At 61.9% G+C, this 20,979-nt stretch carries 20 protein-coding genes; 9 read left to right on the forward strand and 11 right to left on the reverse strand.

The window, feature by feature from the left end; genetic code table 11:
- Positions 1–10: 10 nt before the first annotated feature.
- From fis to gcbA, 9 genes are all read right to left on the reverse strand, one after another.
- Complete coding sequence (gene fis / locus CAG02_RS17460) at positions 11–331, reverse strand: DNA-binding transcriptional regulator Fis (protein WP_003186237.1); 321 nt, start codon at positions 329–331, stop codon at positions 11–13.
- Positions 328–1,338, reverse strand: a complete 1,011-nt coding sequence (gene dusB, locus CAG02_RS17465; protein ID WP_085711228.1) for a tRNA dihydrouridine synthase DusB — start codon at positions 1,336–1,338, stop codon at positions 328–330. The genes fis and dusB overlap by 4 nt, the downstream gene beginning before the upstream one ends.
- Before the next feature lie 185 nt (positions 1,339–1,523).
- Entirely contained in the window at positions 1,524–2,795 is a 1,272-nt protein-coding gene (locus CAG02_RS17470; RefSeq protein WP_085711229.1) for a DUF3426 domain-containing protein, read from the reverse strand.
- 30 nt (positions 2,796–2,825) lie between these two features.
- On the reverse strand, positions 2,826–3,704 hold the full coding sequence (prmA, locus tag CAG02_RS17475) for a 50S ribosomal protein L11 methyltransferase (RefSeq protein WP_085711230.1): 879 nt from the start codon (positions 3,702–3,704) through the stop codon (positions 2,826–2,828).
- 236 nt (positions 3,705–3,940) lie between these two features.
- A complete protein-coding gene (gene accC / locus CAG02_RS17480) occupies positions 3,941–5,299 on the reverse strand; it encodes an acetyl-CoA carboxylase biotin carboxylase subunit (RefSeq protein ID WP_085711231.1) in 1,359 nt (452 codons plus the stop codon).
- Positions 5,300–5,316: 17 nt separating this feature from the next.
- Complete coding sequence (gene accB / locus CAG02_RS17485; protein WP_007951023.1) at positions 5,317–5,784, reverse strand: acetyl-CoA carboxylase biotin carboxyl carrier protein; 468 nt, start codon at positions 5,782–5,784, stop codon at positions 5,317–5,319.
- Positions 5,785–5,808: 24 nt separating this feature from the next.
- Positions 5,809–6,264, reverse strand: coding sequence for a type II 3-dehydroquinate dehydratase (gene aroQ / locus CAG02_RS17490; protein WP_065260261.1), 456 nt, complete (start codon positions 6,262–6,264; stop codon positions 5,809–5,811).
- Positions 6,265–6,438: 174 nt separating this feature from the next.
- The gene (locus CAG02_RS30270; RefSeq protein WP_371320910.1) at positions 6,439–6,987 is read right to left on the reverse strand and encodes a methyl-accepting chemotaxis protein; all 549 of its coding nucleotides are present in this window, start codon (positions 6,985–6,987) and stop codon (positions 6,439–6,441) included.
- A gap of 1,449 nt (positions 6,988–8,436) precedes the next feature.
- On the reverse strand, positions 8,437–10,107 hold the full coding sequence (gene gcbA, locus CAG02_RS17500; RefSeq protein ID WP_085711233.1) for a diguanylate cyclase GcbA: 1,671 nt from the start codon (positions 10,105–10,107) through the stop codon (positions 8,437–8,439).
- A gap of 416 nt (positions 10,108–10,523) precedes the next feature.
- Between gcbA and CAG02_RS17505 the strand changes: the two genes are divergently transcribed.
- The 7 genes from CAG02_RS17505 to CAG02_RS17535 all read left to right on the forward strand — a co-directional run bounded on the left by CAG02_RS17505 (position 10,524) and on the right by CAG02_RS17535 (position 18,104).
- Positions 10,524–11,591, forward strand: coding sequence for a DUF2333 family protein (locus CAG02_RS17505; protein ID WP_085711234.1), 1,068 nt, complete (start codon positions 10,524–10,526; stop codon positions 11,589–11,591).
- A gap of 3 nt (positions 11,592–11,594) precedes the next feature.
- Positions 11,595–12,152 (forward strand): NUDIX hydrolase, encoded by a 558-nt coding sequence (locus CAG02_RS17510; RefSeq protein WP_085711235.1) that lies wholly within the window; start codon positions 11,595–11,597, stop codon positions 12,150–12,152.
- Between the two features lie 187 nt (positions 12,153–12,339).
- The gene (locus tag CAG02_RS17515; protein WP_065260252.1) at positions 12,340–12,711 is read left to right on the forward strand and encodes a translation initiation factor Sui1; all 372 of its coding nucleotides are present in this window, start codon (positions 12,340–12,342) and stop codon (positions 12,709–12,711) included.
- Positions 12,712–12,930: 219 nt separating this feature from the next.
- Complete coding sequence (gene speA / locus CAG02_RS17520) at positions 12,931–14,844, forward strand: arginine decarboxylase (RefSeq protein ID WP_085711236.1); 1,914 nt, start codon at positions 12,931–12,933, stop codon at positions 14,842–14,844.
- A 232-nt stretch (positions 14,845–15,076) separates the two neighbouring features.
- Complete coding sequence (locus CAG02_RS17525; RefSeq protein ID WP_085711237.1) at positions 15,077–16,420, forward strand: type VI secretion system Vgr family protein; 1,344 nt, start codon at positions 15,077–15,079, stop codon at positions 16,418–16,420.
- Positions 16,417–17,211 (forward strand): DUF4123 domain-containing protein, encoded by a 795-nt coding sequence (locus tag CAG02_RS17530; protein ID WP_085711238.1) that lies wholly within the window; start codon positions 16,417–16,419, stop codon positions 17,209–17,211. The genes CAG02_RS17525 and CAG02_RS17530 overlap by 4 nt, the downstream gene beginning before the upstream one ends.
- Before the next feature lie 17 nt (positions 17,212–17,228).
- Complete coding sequence (locus CAG02_RS17535; protein ID WP_085711239.1) at positions 17,229–18,104, forward strand: alpha/beta hydrolase; 876 nt, start codon at positions 17,229–17,231, stop codon at positions 18,102–18,104.
- Here the strand turns inward: CAG02_RS17535 and CAG02_RS17540 are convergent.
- On the reverse strand, positions 18,098–19,447 hold the full coding sequence (locus CAG02_RS17540) for an MATE family efflux transporter (protein ID WP_085711240.1): 1,350 nt from the start codon (positions 19,445–19,447) through the stop codon (positions 18,098–18,100). The genes CAG02_RS17535 and CAG02_RS17540 overlap by 7 nt on opposite strands.
- 37 nt (positions 19,448–19,484) lie before the next feature.
- Positions 19,485–19,778, reverse strand: coding sequence for a hypothetical protein (locus tag CAG02_RS17545; protein WP_085711241.1), 294 nt, complete (start codon positions 19,776–19,778; stop codon positions 19,485–19,487).
- A 145-nt stretch (positions 19,779–19,923) separates the two neighbouring features.
- On the opposite strand from CAG02_RS17545, the gene CAG02_RS17550 reads away from it, so the two are divergent.
- Together CAG02_RS17550 and CAG02_RS17555 are read left to right on the forward strand one after the other, a co-directional pair.
- Positions 19,924–20,226: a MazG-like family protein gene (locus tag CAG02_RS17550; protein WP_011332275.1), complete on the forward strand. Its 303-nt coding sequence runs from the start codon at positions 19,924–19,926 to the stop codon at positions 20,224–20,226.
- A complete protein-coding gene (locus tag CAG02_RS17555; protein ID WP_085711242.1) occupies positions 20,226–20,975 on the forward strand; it encodes a methyltransferase in 750 nt (249 codons plus the stop codon). The genes CAG02_RS17550 and CAG02_RS17555 overlap by 1 nt, the downstream gene beginning before the upstream one ends.
- The last annotated feature ends 4 nt before the right edge of the window (positions 20,976–20,979 follow it).

Genomic DNA, 20,979 nt, shown 5'->3' on the forward strand with positions numbered 1-20,979 from the left:
GATTGAATGCTTACAGCAGATCGTACTGCTTGAGTTTCTTGCGCAGCGTGCCGCGGTTGAGTCCGAGCAGCTCGCTGGCCTTGGTCTGGTTGCCCTTGACGTAGTTCATCACGCTTTCGAGCAGGGGAGCCTCGACTTCGGAGAGCACCAGGTTGTACACGTCCGTGACGGCTGCGCCCTCAAGGTGGGCGAAATAATTGTGCAGCGCCTTCTCGACACTCCCGCGAAGGGTCTGGCCTTCTTCGCTCGGGGTATTGAGGTGCTGTTTCAAATTCACGTTGTCGCTCACGGGTGTTGTTCCACTCACTAAAGTCTCGGTCATCATCGTCATGCGGCCACCCCTTCTCCGTCCCCTGTCAGGCTCTTGTAACGTTCGGCGAAGAACTCCCGAACGTTGGCGCATTGTGTTTCCGTACCATCCAAACGATTGAAACGGGCGCGAAACTCCTTGGCGCCCGGCAAGGTTGCGAGATACCAGCCCACATGCTTTCGGGCAATGCGTACGCCCATCACGTCCCCATAAAAGGCGTGGAGGGCAGCCAGATGCTCAAGCAGAATGCGTTCCACCTCGGACAGCTCCGGCGCCGGCAGTTTTTCGCCGGTACGCAGGAAGTGTTCGATCTCACGAAAAATCCACGGCCGCCCCTGGGCGGCCCGGCCGATCAACAGGCCATCGGCACCGGTCGCGTCGAGCACGTAGCGGGCCTTTTCCGGCGATACGATGTCGCCGTTGGCAAAGACCGGAATCGACACCGCCTGCTTGATCGCGGCAATGGTGTCGTACTCGGCTTCGCCGGTGTACAGGTCGGCGCGGGTGCGGCCATGCACCGCCAGCGCCGTGATCCCGGCCTGCTCGGCGATCTTCGCCACCGTCAGGCCGTTCTTGTTGTCGCGATCCCATCCGGTGCGGATCTTCAGGGTTACCGGCACATCAACCGCAGCCACCACGGCATGCAGGATCTCGGTAACCAGTGCTTCATCCTTCAACAACGCGGAGCCGGCAGCCTTGTTGCAGACCTTCTTCGCCGGGCAACCCATGTTGATGTCGATAATCTGTGCGCCCAGCTCGACGTTGGCCCGGGCCGCATCCGCCAGCATCTGCGCGTCGCCACCGGCAATCTGTACCGAGCGTGGCTCGGGATCGCCTTCGTGGATCATGCGCATGCGCGACTTGCGGGTGTTCCACAGGCTCATGTCGCTGGTGACCATTTCCGAGACTACAAGCCCTGCGCCCAATCGCTTGCACAACTGACGAAAGGGCTGGTCGGTGACACCCGCCATGGGGGCGAGGATCAAGCCGTTCTGCAATGTATATGGGCCGATGCGTACCGCCGACATAGGACTTCCCTGAAGTGGGGCCGGATCATGAGAGTTCGAAAAAGGGTTGGCATGATACCCGCTCTCGATGACTGGATAAAGGCTGAATTGAACAAAATCTGAACAGTCATTTCGTTATTGCCTGCGGTTTGGTCGCGCAGGGCAAAGTCAGAAAACTGCCGTCAATCCTGGAGCGGTGAAGTGTTTCACTCGGGGGAGTGGAAACTCAGACTGTAGTTCACCGCTTTCGGTCCCGGATCGAGGATGTCCAGAGCGATGTGGATGGGAGTCTGCGGCGGCATTTCCGCCATGCCCTCGAGATCGCCGTTGAGGTATTCACCGGGTTTGAATCGGCGACTGGCGATCAGGTGGCCGTTGAGGTCGGCAAAGCGCAACTCCAGCAGCGGAAACGGTTGCGAGAACGGGGCGCGGTTGTAAATGATCGCGTCCACCACCAGTGCGCCGCTGAATTCCGGGTGGCTGCGCACCACCAGGTTGCTGCTCTTGATCTTGGCGATATCGACCTTGGACGGCACCGTGCAGCCGATCTGCGGGCACAGTTGCTGGAACCATGGGCGGTACTGGTCCTGGCGGGCCAGTTCGTCGAAGTGATAGGCGATGTACTGGCCGGCGAGACCGGCGGCGGCGAGCAGCACCAGCACCAGCCACAGCAGGCGTCGGCCCCAGGGCGAGCGGCGTTTTTGCCAGTCCAGCTGCAACGGATCGTCGGTCAGGTCCTGCAGAACCTCGGCGCGCACGCCGGGTTCGTCACGTTCGCGCTTTTTGCGTGGAGGTTCGATTGCAGGCAGATCGTCGTCGACGTCATCGCTGGCCGACAGGCGCTCATGGCGGGCGGAAGGATCGATCGGATCGTGCAGGCGCAGTTGCGGAATGGGAGGCTCGTCGTCGAGGTCTACCGGTTCCAGCGACAGCGAAGGCTCGGTGCGTTCCGGTTTCACCGGTTCGAAATCGACCGTTTCGGCCGTGTGTTCAGGCCCGATTGTCCGCTCGTCCGCCGGTTCGCTGAACAGGCTGCCTGACCACGGCTCGTCTTCCGGCTCATGGCTGTCGCGGCGAGCACTGAGGGATTCCTCGCGTGCACGGCCGAATTCGGTGGTCGGCTGAATTTCCCGCTGCTCGAGGCGGGCCAGTTCTTCGTCCAGATCGAGGCTGTCGAGATCGAGCTCGGCCGCGCTCCACTGCTTCTGGCTGATGGCGCGAGGTTCGGGTGCTTCGATTGGCTCCGGTTGTCTGGCGACGACCGGCGCTTCGATAACCGGTGCCGGTTCGACAATGGCTGGCGCTACCGGCGTGACTGCTTCCTTGCCTGCGCGTTGCTCAAGCAGCTGTTTGGCGGCGTTGAACACTTGCAGGCAGGAGCCGCAACGAACCACCCCGCGGGCCACGCTCAACTGAGTGTGGCTGACGCGGAAACTGGTTTGGCAATGCGGGCACTGGGTGACGAAGCTGTCGGTCATGCGGCGATCCGGATTGAGCAGGCGGTCATTCTAGCGCCGACGGCCAGTGATGCGCACCCAGCCATCACGATTGGCGATCGGGTCAAGATCGAAGTCCTGCGCGTAGGCGGCGGCGACTTCTTCGCCCTGTTCGGCGAGGATCCCGGACAGCGCCAGACGGCCACCGGACTTGACCAGACCAGACAGTTGCGGCGCCAGGGAAACCAGCGGGCCGGCCAGAATGTTGGCCACCAGCACATCGGCTTTGACCTGTGGCAGATCTTCCGGCAGATACAGCGGGAACAGATCGTCGGCAATGCCGTTGCGACCGGCGTTGTCGCGGGAAGCTTCCAGCGCCTGCACGTCGATGTCGGTACCGACGGCTTCTTTCGCGCCGAGCAGCAGGGCGGCAATGGCCAGAATCCCCGAGCCGCAACCGAAGTCCAGCACGTTGCAGTCTTTCAGATCCTGGCCGTCCAGCCATTCCAGGCACAGGGCGGTGGTCGGGTGGGTGCCGGTGCCGAACGCCAGGCCCGGATCCAGCAGCAGGTTGACCGCGTCAGGCTGCGGCGCGGCGTGCCAGCTCGGCACGATCCACAGGCGCTGGCCGAATTGCATCGGCTGGAAACCATCCATCCAGCTGCGTTCCCAGTCCTGGTCTTCGATGACTTCGCTGTGATGCTCGGGCAGCGGGCTGCCGGTCAGCAGTTCCAGATGGGCCAGTACCGGGGCGGCTTCGGTGCCACCCTCGAACAGGGCCAGCAGGTGGGTGTGCGCCCACAGCGGGGTGGTATTGAGTTCCGGTTCGAAGATCGGCTGATCTTCGGCGTCCATGAAGGTCACCGAAACGGCGCCCACTTCAAGGAAAGCGTCTTCGTAGGTTTCGGCTTGTTCTGGGCTGATGGCGAGACGGACTTGCAGCCAAGGCATGGCGGGCACCTGTGAAAAAGATTGATTGCAGCCTAGCGGCCTGCGAGAAGCGCGCAAGTTTACGCGAGCTCAAGGCTTTTGTGGGAGCGAGCTTGCTCGCGAAAGCGGATTGCCAGTCACTTTGATGCTGACCGACGCGCCGCCTTCGCGAGCAAGCTCGCTCCCACTGGTTTTTTTGCAATCTCCAGAAACAACAAGGCCGCCCGAAGGCGGCCTTGTCATGTGCGGGCTTGAGCTTAGTGCTTGTCGCCAGCCAGCTTGTGCTCGAGGTAGTGAATGTTCACGCCCCCTTTGCAGAAGCCTTCGTCGCGGGTCAGATCACGGTGCAGCGGGATATTGGTCTTGATCCCGTCAACCACGATTTCGTCCAGGGCGTTGCGCATGCGTGCCATGGCTTCGTCGCGGGTGGCGCCGTAAGTGATCAGCTTGCCGATCAGCGAGTCGTAGTTCGGCGGAACCGCATAACCGCTGTACAGGTGCGAGTCGACGCGAACGCCGTTACCGCCTGGCGCGTGGAAATGCTTGACGGTACCCGGGCTCGGCATGAAGGTTTTCGGGTCTTCAGCGTTGATCCGGCATTCCAGCGAGTGACCGCGGATAACCACGTCATCCTGAGTGAACGACAGCTTGTTGCCAGCGGCGATGCTGAGCATCTCCTTGACGATGTCGATACCGGTGACCATTTCCGAAACCGGGTGCTCCACCTGAACACGAGTGTTCATTTCGATGAAGTAGAAACGACCGTTCTCGTACAGGAACTCGAAGGTGCCGGCGCCACGGTAGCCGATGTCGATGCACGCCTTGACGCAGCGAGCGAGGACTTCCTTGCGCGCGTTCTCGTCGATGCCCGGTGCCGGCGCTTCTTCGAGAACCTTCTGGTGGCGGCGCTGCAGCGAGCAGTCACGGTCGCCCAGATGGATGGCGTTGCCCTGGCCGTCGGACAGCACCTGCACTTCGACGTGACGCGGGTTGGTCAGGAATTTTTCCAGATAGACCATCGGGTTGCCGAACGCCGCGCCAGCTTCGGAGCGGGTCAGTTTGGCCGAGGCGATCAGGTCTTCTTCCTTGTGCACCACGCGCATGCCGCGACCACCACCGCCGCCGGCGGCCTTGATGATCACCGGATAGCCGACTTCGCGACCGATGCGCAGCGCCGTTTCTTCGTCTTCCGGCAACGGGCCGTCAGAGCCTGGAACGGTTGGAACGCCCGCTTCGATCATCGCGTGCTTGGCCGATACCTTGTCGCCCATCAGGCGAATGGTCTCGGCTTTCGGGCCGATGAAAGCGAAGCCGGAATTCTCGACCTGCTCGGCAAAGTCGGCGTTTTCCGCAAGGAAACCGTAGCCTGGGTGAATGGCGGTAGCGCCAGTCACTTCAGCGGCCGCGATGATTGCCGGGATGTGCAGGTACGAGTGCGCGGCAGAAGCCGGGCCGATGCAGACGGATTCGTCTGCCAGACCCAGGTGCATCAGCTCTTTGTCGGCCTTGGAGTAAACGGCGACGGTCTTGATGCCCATCTCTTTGCAGGCACGCAGAATCCGCAGGGCGATCTCACCGCGGTTAGCGATCAGAACTTTTTCCAACTTCGCAGTCATCAAAGGCTCTCCGCAGTTCAAACGATGGTGAACAGCGGTTGGTCGTACTCAACCGGCTGGCCGTCTTCGACGAGGATGGACTCGATCACACCGCTGGTTTCAGCTTCGATGTGGTTCATCATCTTCATGGCTTCGACGATGCACAGGGTGTCGCCTTTCTTCACGGTCTGGCCGACTTCAACGAAGGACGGCGAGGTTGGCGAAGATTTGCGATAGAAGGTGCCGACCATCGGCGAACGGGCAACGGTGCCGTTCAGCGCTGGAGCAGCAGCGGCCGCTGGAGCGGCTGCAGCAGCAACCGGAGCGGCAGCGGCGGCAGGTGCAGCGGCCGGAGCCTGCATCGGAGCCGGTGCGTAGTACTGCTGCGCCGGGGTCTTGCTGTGACGGCTGATGCGTACGGACTCTTCGCCTTCCTTGATCTCGAGCTCGTCGATGCCGGACTCTTCCAGCAATTCGATCAGTTTCTTAACTTTACGGATATCCATGAATCATCAACTCCCAAGGGTCGGTCAGGGGCGTATAGCTTGTTGTTCAAGCTGCTCTAGTGCAGCCTCCAGGGCCAGTCGGTAACCGCTGGCGCCAAGGCCGCAGATCACTCCCACCGCTACGTCGGAGAAGTAAGAGTGATGGCGGAAAGGTTCGCGTTTGTGCACGTTGGACAAATGCACTTCGATGAATGGGATGCTCACTCCCAGCAGCGCGTCACGTAATGCGACACTTGTGTGCGTAAAAGCTGCCGGATTGATAAGTATGAAGTCCACGCCTTCGCTGCGCGCGGCATGGATACGGTCAATCAATTCGTACTCGGCGTTGCTCTGCAGGTGCAGCAGATGATGGCCGGCTTCACGGGCGCGGCGTTCCAGATCCTGATTGATCTGCGCCAGGGTGGTCGACCCGTAGGTCCCGGGTTCCCGGGTGCCGAGCAGGTTCAGGTTGGGGCCGTGCAGCACCAGTAGCGTTGCCATCTGCGTGTTCCTTGTTATGGGTGAGCCTCGTCAGAACCCGGCGACTATGCCGCAAAGACTTTGTGACTGTCCAGTTCTCTGCAATAGCCAGCACGATCTCCGATGTTTGCGCGAAATATGTGACTGAGTGATCAGATCCGGTCATTCACACCGCCAAACCCGGCACAATCGCGATCAGACGCGGAATGCCTGCACCGCTGTATGCAGTTGCCCACCCAATACCAGCAGATTCTCCCCCTGTTCGCGTCCTTCACCGATGCGCAGCAGGTTATCCCCACCCAATTGGTGAATCCGTTCGCTGTGATCGCGGATTTCGCTGACCGCGCCGCTTTGCTGCGCGGTGACATCGGCAATGCGCACCGCCGTGTCGGAAATGGTCTGGATTGCGCCGACGATCTTGTCCAGCGCACCGTCCGCCGATTGCGCCTGATTGGCCGTGGCTTCGGCGTGTTCAACCTGGGCGCGCATGCCTTCGACCGATTGTCGGGCGGCGGTTTGCAGGCCGGCGATCAAGGTCTGGATTTCCGCTGTGGCGCCGGCGGTGCGTTGTGCCAGTGAGCGGACTTCCTCGGCCACCACGGCAAAACCACGACCCATTTCCCCGGCGCGGGCGGCCTCGATCGCCGCGTTCAGTGCCAGCAGGTTGGTCTGATCGGCAATCGAGCGGATCACCGTCAGTACGCCACCGATTGTGGCCGACTCTTCGGCCAGATGCTCGATCATCTGCGCGTTGCCTTGCACCTCTTCTACCAGTGCATGCAGGCCGGTGAGGCTCAGGCCGATGACTTTTTGCCCATGTTCGACAGCCTGGCCCGCGTGATGACTGGCGTCCGCAGCCTGACGCGCATCGCCGGCCACTTGCTGGATGGTCGCTTCCAGTTCGCTCAGGGAGTCGCGGATCAGCGCTGTATCGCCGGCCTGATGTTCGGCGCCGCTGTGCAGGTCGTTGCTCAGTTCGGCCAGGGTTCGGCTGCTGCCCGCCACTTGTTCGGCATTGCCACGAATGGTCCCGACCAGATCCACCAGATAGGCACGCAGGCGATTGAGCGAGGCTTCGATGTCGTGCAATTCGCGGTTGGTCTTGCCCAGATGGATGTCGCGGCTGAAGTCGCCTTCGGCCCAGGTCGAAAGGGCTGGGGCGAGGTTGGTCAGGGTACGGGCCAGGCGTCGCTGCAGGGTGTCGATCAGCAGGGCGATCAACAGGATCAGGCCGATCATCACGCCTTGCATCAGGCGCACTTCGCTCTGGATCTGGCCATGCTGGGCGCGCACCACGGGTTCGAGCCCGGCGATGGCTTGTTGCACGGCGGCGATTTTCTGGTGGGTCGCAGTGCTGAGGTCGGTGCGTTTCTGGATCTGGTCGCGGGTACGTGCCAGTTCGGCCGGGTAGCGATTGAGCAAACTGTTGAGGTCGCGTTTGAGGCCTACGCCAGCGTCTTCGGCGACGGCCTTTTCAGTGCTTTCAATGCCCATCATAGAGGCGAAATCGTCGCTGCCGGATTCGCTGCTGGCGACCACGCCGAGCAAGGGCAGGGTATCGATTGCCTGAGCCTGGGTGCGGATGTTGCTGACCTCGCGTTCGACATCGGCGGCCAGCTCGCTGCGCCCACTGCTGACCAGTTTGTCCCTGGCCAGCGACAGCTTGCCCAAATGCTGAGACGCGGCGAGCAACGGTGTCAGGTACGCCACGTTGCCACCGGCATAAGTGCTGAGCTGATCGAGGCTGGCACTCAGTTCCCGTTCGGCTTGCAACAGCAAGGCTTGCGGATCGCCGGCCAGTTTGCCGGCAGCGAGGAGGTCGGTCTTACTGAATTCTTCGAGGCCCGACAAGCTCGGACGCAGCGTTTCGGCCAGCGCCGGTGGCAGCTCGCCGAGTTCTTTCTGCAGGCTGTCGATGGCCTGGCTGGCACTGCTCAGGCGCAGGGCATCGCCGCTGCCGAGGTAGTCTTCGACGTTGCGCGCGACTTCATTCTGAAATTGCTGCGACAACCCGAGGTAGCGCTCCATCAACAGATACGGGCGTTCGAGGGCTTTTTGCGACCACCAGAGCGTGGCGCCGAGGGCCACGCAGACGGCGACCAGCAACAGCGTATTGAGATTGGTGAGCAACTTCAGGCGCATGACGGCTACCAACGGCAGTAATGGTAAGCGCCTGAATTTATTGCGGTTCTGTTACAGGGTTATGACCGAATCGGTGGATTCCGGTGAAAAAGTGGCACTTTGCTTTGAGTCCCGCGCGGTCTGCACCCGATTGCGGCCTTCACCCTTGGCGCGGTACAGCGCCTCGTCGGCCTGGCTGGCCATCATCAGGCTGTCGGAGTCGTCGTGCATCTCCACCACCCCGGCACTGAACGTGCACCACAGATCCTGCGGCTGGGCCGGGTAATGGATTTCGGCGAAGCGCTGGCGGATTTCGTCGAGCACTTTGTGCGCCGCTTCTATATCGGTGTCGGGCATGACGATGGCGAATTCTTCGCCGCCGTAACGGCCGATGAAGTCGGTCTTGCGCAGACGCTGCTTGAGGAACAGCGCCAAGCTCTTGATCACCCGGTCGCCCATGGGGTGGCCATGGCTGTCGTTGACCCGTTTGAAGTGGTCAATGTCGAGCATCGCAAAACTCAGCGGCTTGTTTTCGCGGCGGGCGCGGAACGAGCAGTCTTCAAGCAGTTGCAGGATGTGTGTGTGGTTGTACAGGCCGGTGAGGCTGTCGCGCACCATCCGTGCCTTGAGGTTGCGTGCCCGCGCCGCGCGGTTGCGTACGGTGGTGATCAGGTGGCGCGGTTTGATCGGCTTGGTCAGGAAGTCGTCGCCGCCCTCGCTCATGGCGTCGAGCTGCTTGTCCAGGTCGTCTTCGGCCGACAGATAAATGATCGGCACGCTGACATAGCGGTCGTTGTGACGGATGACCTTGGCCAGCTCGGTGCCGGTGCAGGCCGGCATGTACATGTCGAGGATGATCAGGTCCGGCTGGAAATCCGCCAGTTCGGCCATGGCCTGAATCGGCTCGATCAGCGTGCGGGTGACGATCCCGGCGCTGTTGAGCAGACGTTCGGTGTGCATTGCCTGGGCGCGGGAGTCGTCGATGATCAGCACTTTATAAGGTTCGTACTGGGCGACGCAGGTCAGGACTTCGATTTTCTCCAGCAGGCTCGAGGCTTCGAGGGTGCCGGTGAGGAATTCCTGACCGCCGGCGCGCACGGCGGCGAGGCGGGTCGGGGTGTCGGTTTCGTGCAGGCTGAAGAACAGCAGTGGCAACGGTTCTTCCAGGCCTTGCTGGGCTTCGGCCGCGAGTTTCAGGCCAACACCGGCGCCGCTGAAGTCCACGTCCATGACGATGGCGGCCGGCAGACGCTCGACCATCGAGGAGCGAAACGCCGACACACTGTCCAGCGCCTGGGCGCTGAGACCGAAAAACTCAAGTTGCTTGGCCAGCCGCTCGGCGCGGTCGTGATCCTGAAGCATCACGTAGATCGGCTTGCGCAGGGGCGGCAGAAAGGTCTGGTCGAGCTGATCGCCATGGCGCAGGCCAGTGCGCGACAAACGCTGCATCAAACGGTTGAGGTCGGTGATCAGGCCGCTGCTCAGGCGCCCGCGATTGGCATCCACCGCTTCCAGCGACTGGCTGATGTGGTGAGCCAGTTGGGTGTGCTCGGGCTGTTCGAAGCGCTCGGCAAAACGCAGCAGGCGCAAATTGGCCTCGCTCAGTTCGGCGAGGTCGGCAGTGGACCACTCACTGCGTTGCAGGCGCTGCCATATCTCAAGAATCTGACGTGCCTGATGAATTACCCGCTGGGCAAAGTGGTGCTTGAGGCGCTCACGGCTGGGGTCTTCTGGCTCGGTCATATCCTGACTACTAGTTAGGGTGCATGCTGAGATCGACTGGTGGCTCTATGCTAGCACCTCTTTCCGGTTACATGAGTGTCGTACGTCAATAATCTGCGGTGCGTCACCATTCAGTTTGTGACCATGGGGTTTCAATTCGAACCCGCTCGTCGGGAATACCCCCGTGAACAGGGCGTCGCGTGGCAATCCGCAGATCCGGTTTTGTTGCTGGCGAGAAGCTGATATCCGGTGATTCACGATTTTTTCCGTTCCCGTCGACAAGAGTTTTTCGGGGCGAGGCGTATCAGGGAATCCCTTAGCTGCCGGAATCGGTTCTGAAGCGTCACCGCCTGTCATTATTCACGGGTGCGGGGCAGAGGCACGTTGTTGTATGGTTGCTGTCGAACCGTTGAACCCAAGATTGAAAGGATATCGCCATGCTGGACTGGAAGAATCGCGCGGGCAGCGCGCCCGAACGTGCCGCCGAGCCGAAATCCGCCGCCCGCAGCTATGTGGGCGGCCTGTTGTTCAGCCGCGCGCTGGCCACGCTGGTTGGTATTTACCTGTTGGTGACCATCGCCCTTGGCTGGTACTGGAGCGAAGAGCCGGCCCTGTTCCCCGTGGCGCAGAACGCCCAGTTGGCCGCCGAGAAGGAAGGCAAGCAGATGGTGGTCGGCTACACCACCGTCGAAACCCTCAAGACTGTCGCCGGCACCTTGCTTAACAAACCGGGCGGCTACATTTCCAACGACCGCTTCCCGCCGGGCCTGTGGATGGACAACATGCCGAGCTGGGAATATGGCGTGCTGGTCCAGGTGCGTGACCTGACCCGTGCCTTGCGCAAGGACTTCGCCCGCTCGCAGTCGCAATCGGCTGAAGACGCTGATCTGGCCAAGGCCGAGCCGCGCTTCAACTTCGACAACAAGAGCTGGATCCTGCCGTCCAGCGAGTCGGAATACCAGGAAGGCATCAACTCCCTGAGCCGTTATCAGGCACGCCTGTCTGACCCGACCCAGAAAAACGCCTTGTTCTACGCCCGTGCCGACAACCTGAACAACTGGCTGGGCGACGTCGGTACTCGTCTCGGTTCGCTGTCGCAACGGCTGTCGGCCAGTGTCGGTCGCGTCAAACTGAACACAGCGCTGAAAACCGAAGTCCCGGCGGTGGGTGAAGTGCCGCAGGTTGACGAGGAAGTCGTCGAGACCCCGTGGATGCAGATCGACAACGTGTTCTATGAAGCCCGTGGCCAGGCCTGGGCGCTGTCGCACCTGCTGCGGGCCATCGAAGTCGACTTCGCCGACGTGCTGGCGAAGAAGAACGCCACGGTCAGCGTGCGTCAGATCATCCGTGAGCTGGAGGCTTCCCAGGAAACCGTCTGGAGCCCGATGATTCTCAATGGCAGCGGTTTCGGCATTCTGGCCAACCACTCGCTGGTGATGGCCAACTATATTTCCCGGGCCAACGCCGCCGTGATCGATCTTCGTCAACTGCTCAACCAGGGCTGAGTCATGAGCGACAACGCCAGAGAGGCGGCCCACCGCGCCGCCTCGGACGCCGAACAGATCGCCTGGGTCGACGAGCAGGACAACCTGCTCGGATCCCTTGTCCGTTCCGACTTGCGCGAGCGCGGGCTGATCGGGCGCGGCACCTATATCATGCTGTTCAACTCCGCCGGTGAACTCTGTGTCCATCGGCGGACCCTGAGCAAAGCCATTTATCCCGGCTACTGGGATGTGGCGGCCGGCGGCATGGTGCAGGCGAACGAGACCTACGCCGAGTCGGCGGCCCGTGAGCTGGAAGAAGAGTTGGGGGTGAGCGGTGTCGAACTGACCGCCCACGACCATTTCTACTTCGAGGACCCCGGCAATCGACTGTGGTGTTCGGCGTTCTCGGCGGTGTGGGACGGGCCACTGATCCTGCAGCCGGAAGAAGTGCTCGAAGCACGCTTCATTCCGGTCGATCAGGTGATGCTGGAAATCGAGCACAAGCCTTATTGCCCGGACTCTCTGGCAGCCTTGAAGCGCTATCTGAAGGCTCAACGAAGCGACGTCGCAAAGAACTCATAAATTGGCGCCGATTGGCACTTAGCAATCGGCGTTTTTGCCGTTACACTGCGCGACCTTTTCAAGCTGTGCCGGCCTGCTTTACAGGAGCAACCGGTGCAGTAGCGCTGCCCCTGCCTGAGTGGGGCTTCGCGGTCGATAGCCTTGCCCAAGGCTGCGATCAGTCTTTGTCCTCCCGAGAGGATTGCCGGTGGCCAAAAAAGCCGCATCCTTCGCCGCCCTGGGCGGCCTGGTATTTTCCACCGACGCAGGTCGTCATTGCCCGGAATGCAGTAAACCGGTGGACGCCTGTATCTGCAGACAAACCGTGATCCCGGCCGGCGACGGCATTGCCCGCGTACGCCGCGAGAGCAAGGGTCGTGGCGGCAAGACGGTGACCACCATCACCGGCGTGCCCCTGGCTGAAGACGCACTCAAAGAGCTGGCGACAACGTTGAAGAAACGTTGCGGCACCGGCGGTGCGTTGAAAGACGGGGTCATCGAGATCCAGGGCGATCATGTCGAGCTACTCTTGGCCGAGTTGGTCAAGCACGGTTTCAAGGCGAAGAAGTCCGGCGGCTAGCAGCCTCTGTGAAAACCACCAGCGGCTTGATCCGGCTCTGATGCTCATCAGTTCCGGCGTCGTCTCCATGGTTTTCACAGAGCCTGTTCATGACCGGTTTCTAAACTCAACGCTGTCAGCGCGGTCTACCGCCCCGCTGACGAACCGTCATTTTCATTCTTTAGACTGCGCCGGCCTGCAATCAGGCGACGCACTATGACTTCTTTATAGGGGACTTCGATGTCCGTACGACGCACACGCAAAGACGATGGCAGCCAATGGACAGTTGCGGACAGCCGCAGTGTTTACGGGATTCGCCATTGGGGGGCCGGGTATTTCGCGATCAATGACGCCGGTCGCGTCGAAGTTCGTCCGAACGGCCCGAGCAGCTCGCCTATCGATCTGTTCGAACAAGTCGACCAGTTGCGCAAGAGTGGCCTGTCGTTGCCGTTGCTGGTGCGTTTCCCCGACATCCTGCAAGACCGCGTGCGTCAGCTGACCGGTGCTTTCGACTCGAACATCGAGCGTCTGGAATACCAGAGCAAATACACCGCGCTGTACCCGATCAAGGTCAACCAGCAGGAAGCGGTGATCGAAAACATCATTGCCACCCAGAATGTCTCCATCGGTCTGGAAGCCGGCTCCAAGCCTGAACTGCTGGCCGTGCTGGCGCTGGCGCCGAAGGGCGGCACCATCGTCTGCAACGGTTACAAGGACCGCGAGTTCATTCGTCTGGCGCTGATGGGCCAGAAGCTCGGTCACAACGTGTTCATCGTGATCGAGAAAGAATCCGAAGTCGGTCTGGTGATCGAAGAAGCCGCCTCGCTGCGGGTCAAGCCACAGGTCGGTCTGCGGGTGCGCCTGTCGTCGCTGGCCTCGTCGAAGTGGGCGGACACCGGCGGCGAGAAATCCAAGTTCGGTCTGTCGGCAGCGCAACTGCTGTCGGTGGTCGAGCGTTTCCGCGCGGCGGGTCTGGATCAGGGCATCCGTCTGCTGCACTTCCACATGGGTTCGCAGATCGCCAACCTGGCCGACTACCAGCATGGCTTCAAGGAAGCGATCCGTTACTACGGCGAGCTGCGCAACCTCGGTCTGCCGGTCGATCACATCGACGTCGGTGGCGGTCTGGGTGTGGACTACGACGGTACCCACTCGCGCAACGCCAGCTCGATCAACTACGACATGGATGACTACGCCGGTGTCGTGGTCGGCATGCTCAAGGAGTTCTGCGATGCGCAGAGCCTGCCGCATCCGCACATCTTCTCCGAGAGCGGCCGTTCGCTGACCGCGCACCACGCGATGCTGGTGGTGCAGGTGACCGACGTCGAGAAACACAACGACGACGTGCCGCAGATCGAGAACAAGGAAGCGCTGCCGGAAACCGTGCAGTGGCTGGTTGACCTGCTCGGCCCGACCGATATCGAAATGGTCACCGAAACCTACTGGCGCGCCACCCACTACATGAGCGACGTGGCGGCCCAGTACGCCGACGGCAAGCTGACCCTGGCCGAGAAAGCCCTGGCCGAGCAGTGCTACTTCGCCGTGTGCCGTCGCCTGCACAACTCGCTGAAGGCCCGTCAGCGTTCGCACCGCCAGGTGCTGGACGAACTCAACGACAAGCTGGCCGACAAGTACATCTGCAACTTCTCGGTATTCCAGAGCCTGCCGGACACCTGGGCGATCGATCAGGTCCTGCCGATCATCCCGCTGCACCGTCTCGACGAAGAGCCGCTGCGTCGCGCGGTACTGCAGGATCTGACCTGCGACTCCGACGGCAAGATCAACCAGTACGTCGACGAGCAGAGCATCGAGACCAGCCTGCCGGTGCACGGACTGAACGACGGTGAGGACTACCTGCTGGGCGTGTTCCTGGTCGGTGCCTATCAGGAAATCCTCGGCGACATGCACAACCTGTTCGGTGACACCGACTCGGTGAACATCTACCAGAACGCCGACGGCAGCGTGTACCACGCCGGCATTGAAACCCACGACACCATCGAAGACATGCTGCGCTACGTGCACCTGTCGCCGGAAGAGCTGATGACCCACTACCGCGACAAGTGCGCCAGTGCCCGCATCAGCGCCAGCGAGCGCACCCAGTTCCTCGATGCATTGCGCCTGGGTCTGACCCGCTCCTCCTACCTGTCTTCCTGACGGCAGGTTCCGAATCCATCAGGTTGTCTGAAATTGTTCCGCACGCAGCGGAAGTTTCAGATGACCTGATGCGACTTCTCTTTTTTTTCTAGCGAAATGCCCTTCATCCACGCGAGAAAAGTGACGTCGTCTGCTTTTCGCGTAGGCCATTTCCTAATTTGTACTTCGGCTCTCTACTCGGCCTTGGCTCTCGGCGAGAATCCCCGGCCGCCCCTCCTGTAGAGAATCGCCCATGTTCGATCCAGCCCACGAGCCGTCGTTTCGTCTCGATGTCGCGGGTCTGTCCGCCCCCCTCGAAGTCCTGGCTTTTACCGGTTGCGAGGCGATCAGCGAGCCTTTTTCGTTCGAAGTCGATCTGTTGATCGACGATCCTCATCTCGATCTTGCCGGTCTGTTGTATCGCTCTGCACGCCTGTGCTTCGGGCCTCCTGGCAATGGGGTGCACGGACAGTTGCAGGGTCTCGTCCAGCATGAACATGGCGACGGCGTCCGGTTGTGCCGGGCGCGGCTGGGTCCGAAGCTGGGGTGTCTGGGGCTGCGCCATAGCCAGCGCATTTTCAGCGGCCGGTCGGTGCCACAGATGCTCGATCAGGTGCTCAGGGAGCACGGCATTACCGGTCATCAGCGCCGGTTCGAATTGCAGGCCGATCATCCGCCCCGCAGGTTCTGTACTCAATACGGTGAATCAGACCTGCAACTGGTGCAGCGTCTGTGCGCGCAGTCGCGGATCCACTATCACTTCGAGCATGGGCGCGAGAGCCATTGTCTGGTGTTCGGCGACAACCCGGCGCGGTTGCCGCGAGCGGGGGAAGTGCCATTCGATGTTCAGGCGTCGGCACCGGCGGTGCGCCGCTGGCTGATTCAAGAGCAAGCCAGCGGAGCCTCTGAAGCCTCAGTGCGTTCCCGGACGGCGCAGGGGCATTCGGACGTGCCAACCTTGCGTTGCGGTCGGTGGCTGAGCTTGTCCCCGCAGCCGTTTGCAGAGTGCGACACCCACTGGCTATTGACACGTATCGAGCACCGCGCCGATCAGATGCTTGAACCCTCCTACAGCAACCGCCTCTGTGCCGCCAAGCACTTGAAGGCGTGTGAACCGGTCGTCGAACGTTCGGTATTGTGTATGGGCAGCCTGCAGCGGGCCTGGGTGGTGGCGGTCGATGAACCTCAGCCTGATCGCTCGCGCCCGGTCGCAGTGCAGTTCGACTGGCTCTATCAGGGCGAAGGCGCGACGCCCAGCCACTGTTGGCTGCCTTTGGCGCCCGCATTGGCGGATGCGGCATTGGGGTCATTGCATGAAGGCGTCGAGGTGGTCGTGAGCTTTATCGAAGGCGACCCCGAGCAGCCGGTGATCAGTGGTGTTCTACAGCCGGCGGCAACCGCCGAGGTCCATGGGGATGAGGAGCCGCTGCCGCTGCCCGACACCCTGGCAAGTGAAGGCCTGGCGCCATGGCTGAGTGCGCGCGAGCCTTTGCTGCTGTTATGTCTGATGCCAGGGGGCGGTAGCTACCGGCACTGTCGGGAATCGGTCTGCAGCTGTCGGCTGGTCGCCGGACTCAGCCCTGGCGACGGACGATGAGCGGCAAGGCACCGGGGCAGCGTGCGCAATGGCTGTTGCTGGATGTCGTGCATGCACCGCAGGCGTTGAGCGTTTTGCGCCAGGCATTCTCCGGCGTACCGAGCCTTGAGCTGTTTGACGGTACGGAGTTTCAGCCCGTGAGCGAGCAGGGGCCGTTGTTGATCGATCTGCGCGATTGCCCGGTGCTGTCGGCGTTGTGTCACACCGATCCGCACACCTGGTGCGGGCTGTTGCTGGGCAGCGATGCCACGATCGAATCGCTGCGTGCGCATTTGCAGCGGATGCTGACAGTCTCTGTGGGCCTGAATCATCGTGCGCTGCTCAATTACTACGACCGGCAGACCGCCAGCTACTTTTTCGACGCCTGTGATGCTCGTCAGTTGAGCTGCTGGCTCGGACCGATCAACTGGCTGCGCTGGTTCGGCGGTACCTGGGCTGACCGGGCGAGCGGCAGTCTGGGCTGGCAACAGCTGCGTAATCCGGGCCTGGACGTAGAGCCACTGATGATTGAACAGGGGCTGACCCGTCATCAACGCGAGCGCCTGCATCGCTGCCTGCTGGAACAACACATCTGGCGCTGGAGCCAATCGACGGGAACCGATTACCGCACGCTGTGCTCCCACGTTGAACAAGGCCTGACATTGGGTTTCAGCGAGCGGGCCGTGCTGGACGACTGGTTGTGGCTACGCTTGCTGCATCCGCGCGCAGAACTGGAGCAGCCGCCACAAGGGTTGACCCAGCAAGAGCGGCTCGATCATCTGCGTCGCCGCTGGCAGAACAATTCACCCTGAGACGAGGTTTCGCGCGCATGGCCCACTCTTTACGGCATTGGTTTTGCGCGGTCCCTGCCGGTTTCTTGCTGTTGCTGCTCAGTGCTTGTTCGCCGCTGAAAATGCTGAACGGCCTGACACCGGACGGTAGCTACGTCAAAGCCGCGAGCATTGCCTATGGAGACGATCCGCGTCAGAAGCTCGATGTCTACGTGCCGCGCCATTTGCTCGAAGATGCCCCGGTGGTGGTGTTTTTCTATGGCGGCAGCTGGAACAGTGGCGAGCGTGGTGATTACCGGTTTGTCGGCGAGGCGCTGGCCTCCCGGGGCTTCGTGACGGTGGTGGCGGACTATCGGTTGTACCCGCAGGTGCGTTATCCGTTGTTTCTCGAGGACGGAGCCCGCGCCGTTGCGTGGACCAAGGCCCATATCCATGAATATTCCGGCGATCCCCGGCGGCTGTACCTGATGGGACACAGCTCCGGGGCCTACAACGCATCGATGCTGGCGCTGGACTCGCGACTGCTGGGCGCGGTCGGGATGTCCCCCGCCGACCTGAGTGGCTGGATCGGTCTGGCCGGTCCTTACGATTTTCTGCCGATCAAAAATCCCGAAGTGCGCCCGGTGTTTTTCTGGCCGGATTCGCCGCCGCAATCGCAGCCGATTCGGCATGTCAGCCACGGCGCGCCACCGGCACTGTTGATTGCCGCGAGCCGCGACAGCCTGGTCGATCCGACCCGAAATACCGGCGGCCTGGCGCAAACCCTGCGCGAGGCCGGGGTGCCGGTACAGGATTTGTACTATGCCCGGCCCAACCACGCGACGCTGGTGGCGACAATGTCTCGGCCATTACGTTGGCTGGCACCGGTACTGGATCAGGTTGTCGGTTTTATCCGGCACACGCCGTCTCAGTGAGTTGCGCCGGCAAACCAGCCGTCGTTGCGCCGCAATCGCCAGGCCAATGTGCCGAGGGTCAGGCTGCGCAGCACCATGAACAGCAGGAAAGATATCCACAGGCCGTGATTGCCCAGCCCGCTCAGCACCCAGGCGAAGGGCAGCAGCAGAGCGACCGTCAACAGCATGCCATTGCGCATTTCCCGGGCGCGGGTGGCGCCGATGAACAGGCCGTCGAGCAAGTAACTCCACACCGCAATCAGCGGCAGCATGGCGAGATAAGGCAGATAGATGAACGCGGTTTCGCGCACGCTCTGAATGTCGGTCTGCATTTCGATGAACAAGTGCCCGGCGAAAAGAAACAGCGCAGCAAAACCCACGCTTGCCAGCAACGACCAGCCGCCGGCCACCACCAGCGAACGACGCAGCGCAAGACGATCGCGAGCGCCGATGGCATGCCCGCACAAGGCCTCGACCGCGTGGGCCAGACCGTCCAGCGCATGGGCGGTCAACAACAGGCCATTGAGCAGCAGCGCATTGGCCGCGACCGTAGCGTCACCCAACCGTGCGCCTTGTACGGTGATCAGGAAAAACACCGATTGCAGCGCCAGGCTGCGGATGAAGATGTCGCGGTTGACCCCCAGCAGCGGCCGCCAGCTCTGCCAAACCCTCAATGCCGCCCAGACGATATGCCCGGGATAAGCGCGCAAGGCCTTGCGGGTGAGCGCCAGGCCGAGCAGGGCGCCGCACCATTCGGCGACCACCGAGGCCCGGGCCGAACCGACCACGCCCCAGTCAAGACCGATGACGAACCACAGGTTCAGCACGATGTTGATCAGGTTGGTGGTCAGCAGAATCGCCAGCGGCGCCCGGGCGTTCTGGGTGCCGAGGAACCAGCCGACCAGTGCATAACTTGCCAGCGCCGCCGGCAGGCCGAACAGGCGGGTGTGGAAGAAATCGCGGGTCAGCTGATTGAGCTCCGGCGATGGCTGCATGAAGTGCAGGGCGACGCCACTCAGCGGCACCCCCACGGCTCCCAGCAGCAACGCCAGCCCCATCGCCAGCAACAGACCTTGCAGCAGGATCTGCCGCAGCGCCGCACCATCGCTGCGCCCGGCCGCCTGCGCGGCGAACCCGGTGGTGCCCATGCGCAGGAAACCCATGGCCCAGGCCAGCACGGTGTACAGGCTTGCCCCGACCGCTACCGCGCCCAACTGATGGGCGTGAGGCAGGTGACCGATGACGGTGCTGTCGACCAGCGCCACCAGCGGCACGGAAATGTTGGAAAGGATCATGGGGGCGGCGAGGGCCCAGACCCGGCGATGGGTCGGGCGGTCGCGCCAGTCGGCGATCAGGTTGGACATGCGGGCTCCTTGGGGAGCGGCATTGTAGCGGGAGGTGTCAGTGAATGATCCAGCTCAGCAGCCACAGACCCAGCAGCAGCCAGATGATCCCGGCAATGATCGACGCATTCATGAAGGCGCGAATCGCCGACCACAGCAGCATCAGGCCGACGATCAGCGCGATGATGCTGATGATCGAAGTGTCCATGCCCAGGGCCTTCGCCAGCCCGTCGACGAAGTTGCCGCCAGCATGGCTCAGCACGTTGAACAGGCCGCTCAGGCCGTCGACGATGAAGCGGATGATCGAGCCGAGCGCCTGGCCCAGCCATTCGAAAAAGCTTTCTACCTGCATGTTTGCATCCTGATGAAAGAGCTGAGCCTTGGGCCGCGCCGGGGGCGGCCGAGTTCCCTGCAAGCATAGAGGGTTTGCCGGGTGGTGGCTGCCCCTTGCCTTCGCGCGGCATCCCCCCGAAGCTATACGCCTTCAGGAGAACCCGATGAACCTTGTTGAACTGACCGAGCGCCTGCACGCCATTCGCGATCGCAATGACTGGCGGCAATTTCACAGCCCGAAAAACCTGGCCATGGCCGCCAGCGTGGAAATGTCCGAGCTGGTGGAAATTTTCCAGTGGCTGACCGAAGACCAGTCCCGCGAATTGCCGGCGGATAAACTGGCCCATGCCGGCCAGGAAGTCGGTGACATTGTCCTTTATCTGTTGCTGCTGTGCAGCGAGCTGGGGCTGGACATGAATGAAGTGGTGCGCAGCAAGCTCGCCGACAGCGAACGGCGGTTCAGCTGATGAGCGACCGTCATTTCGATCAGTTGGCGACCCGTTTCGCCGAAAAGATCTACGGAGGCGCCAAAGGCGCGATCCGCCTCGCGGTGTTGCAGGCCGATCTTGCCGAAGCCTTGCCGGATCGTCCGTTGCGGGTGCTGGACATCGGTGGTGGTCTGGGCCACATGTCGCTGTGGCTGGCCGAGCGCGGGCACGACGTGACCTTTACCGAGCCGGCCGAGCCGATGCTCGAAGGCGCGCGCCAGCGGTTCGCCGAGGCCGGGCAGACCGCAACGTTCATTCAGGCGCCGTGGCAGGAACTGCTCGGGCAACTCACCGAACCCTATGACGTGGTGATCTGCCACGCGGTGCTCGAATGGCTCGCCGAACCCCATGCGATCCTGCCGGTGCTGCATCAATTGACCAAACCCGGCGGCTGGCTGTCGCTGGCGTTCTACAACCGTGATGCGCTGGTCTACCGCAACCTGCTCAAAGGCCATTTCAAGAAGATGCGCAGGAACGACATGGCCGGCGAAAAGCAGAGCCTGACCCCGCAGCAGCCGCTCGATCCACGGGAACTGGCCACGCAACTCGACGGGTTGTGGCAGGTCGAAACCCAGAGCGGGATCCGGGTTTTCCACGATTACATGCCGGTGGAATTCCAGGCTCGCGCCGAGTTGATTGATTTGCTCGAGATGGAGCTCGCCCACCGTCGTCACCCAAGCTTCGCCGGGCTTGGGCGCTACTTGCACTGGATCTGCCGGCCGATCTGATCGG

The sequence above is a fragment of the Pseudomonas sp. R43(2017) genome, from assembly GCF_002112345.1.
Classification (GTDB): Bacteria; Pseudomonadota; Gammaproteobacteria; order Pseudomonadales; family Pseudomonadaceae; genus Aquipseudomonas; species Aquipseudomonas kribbensis.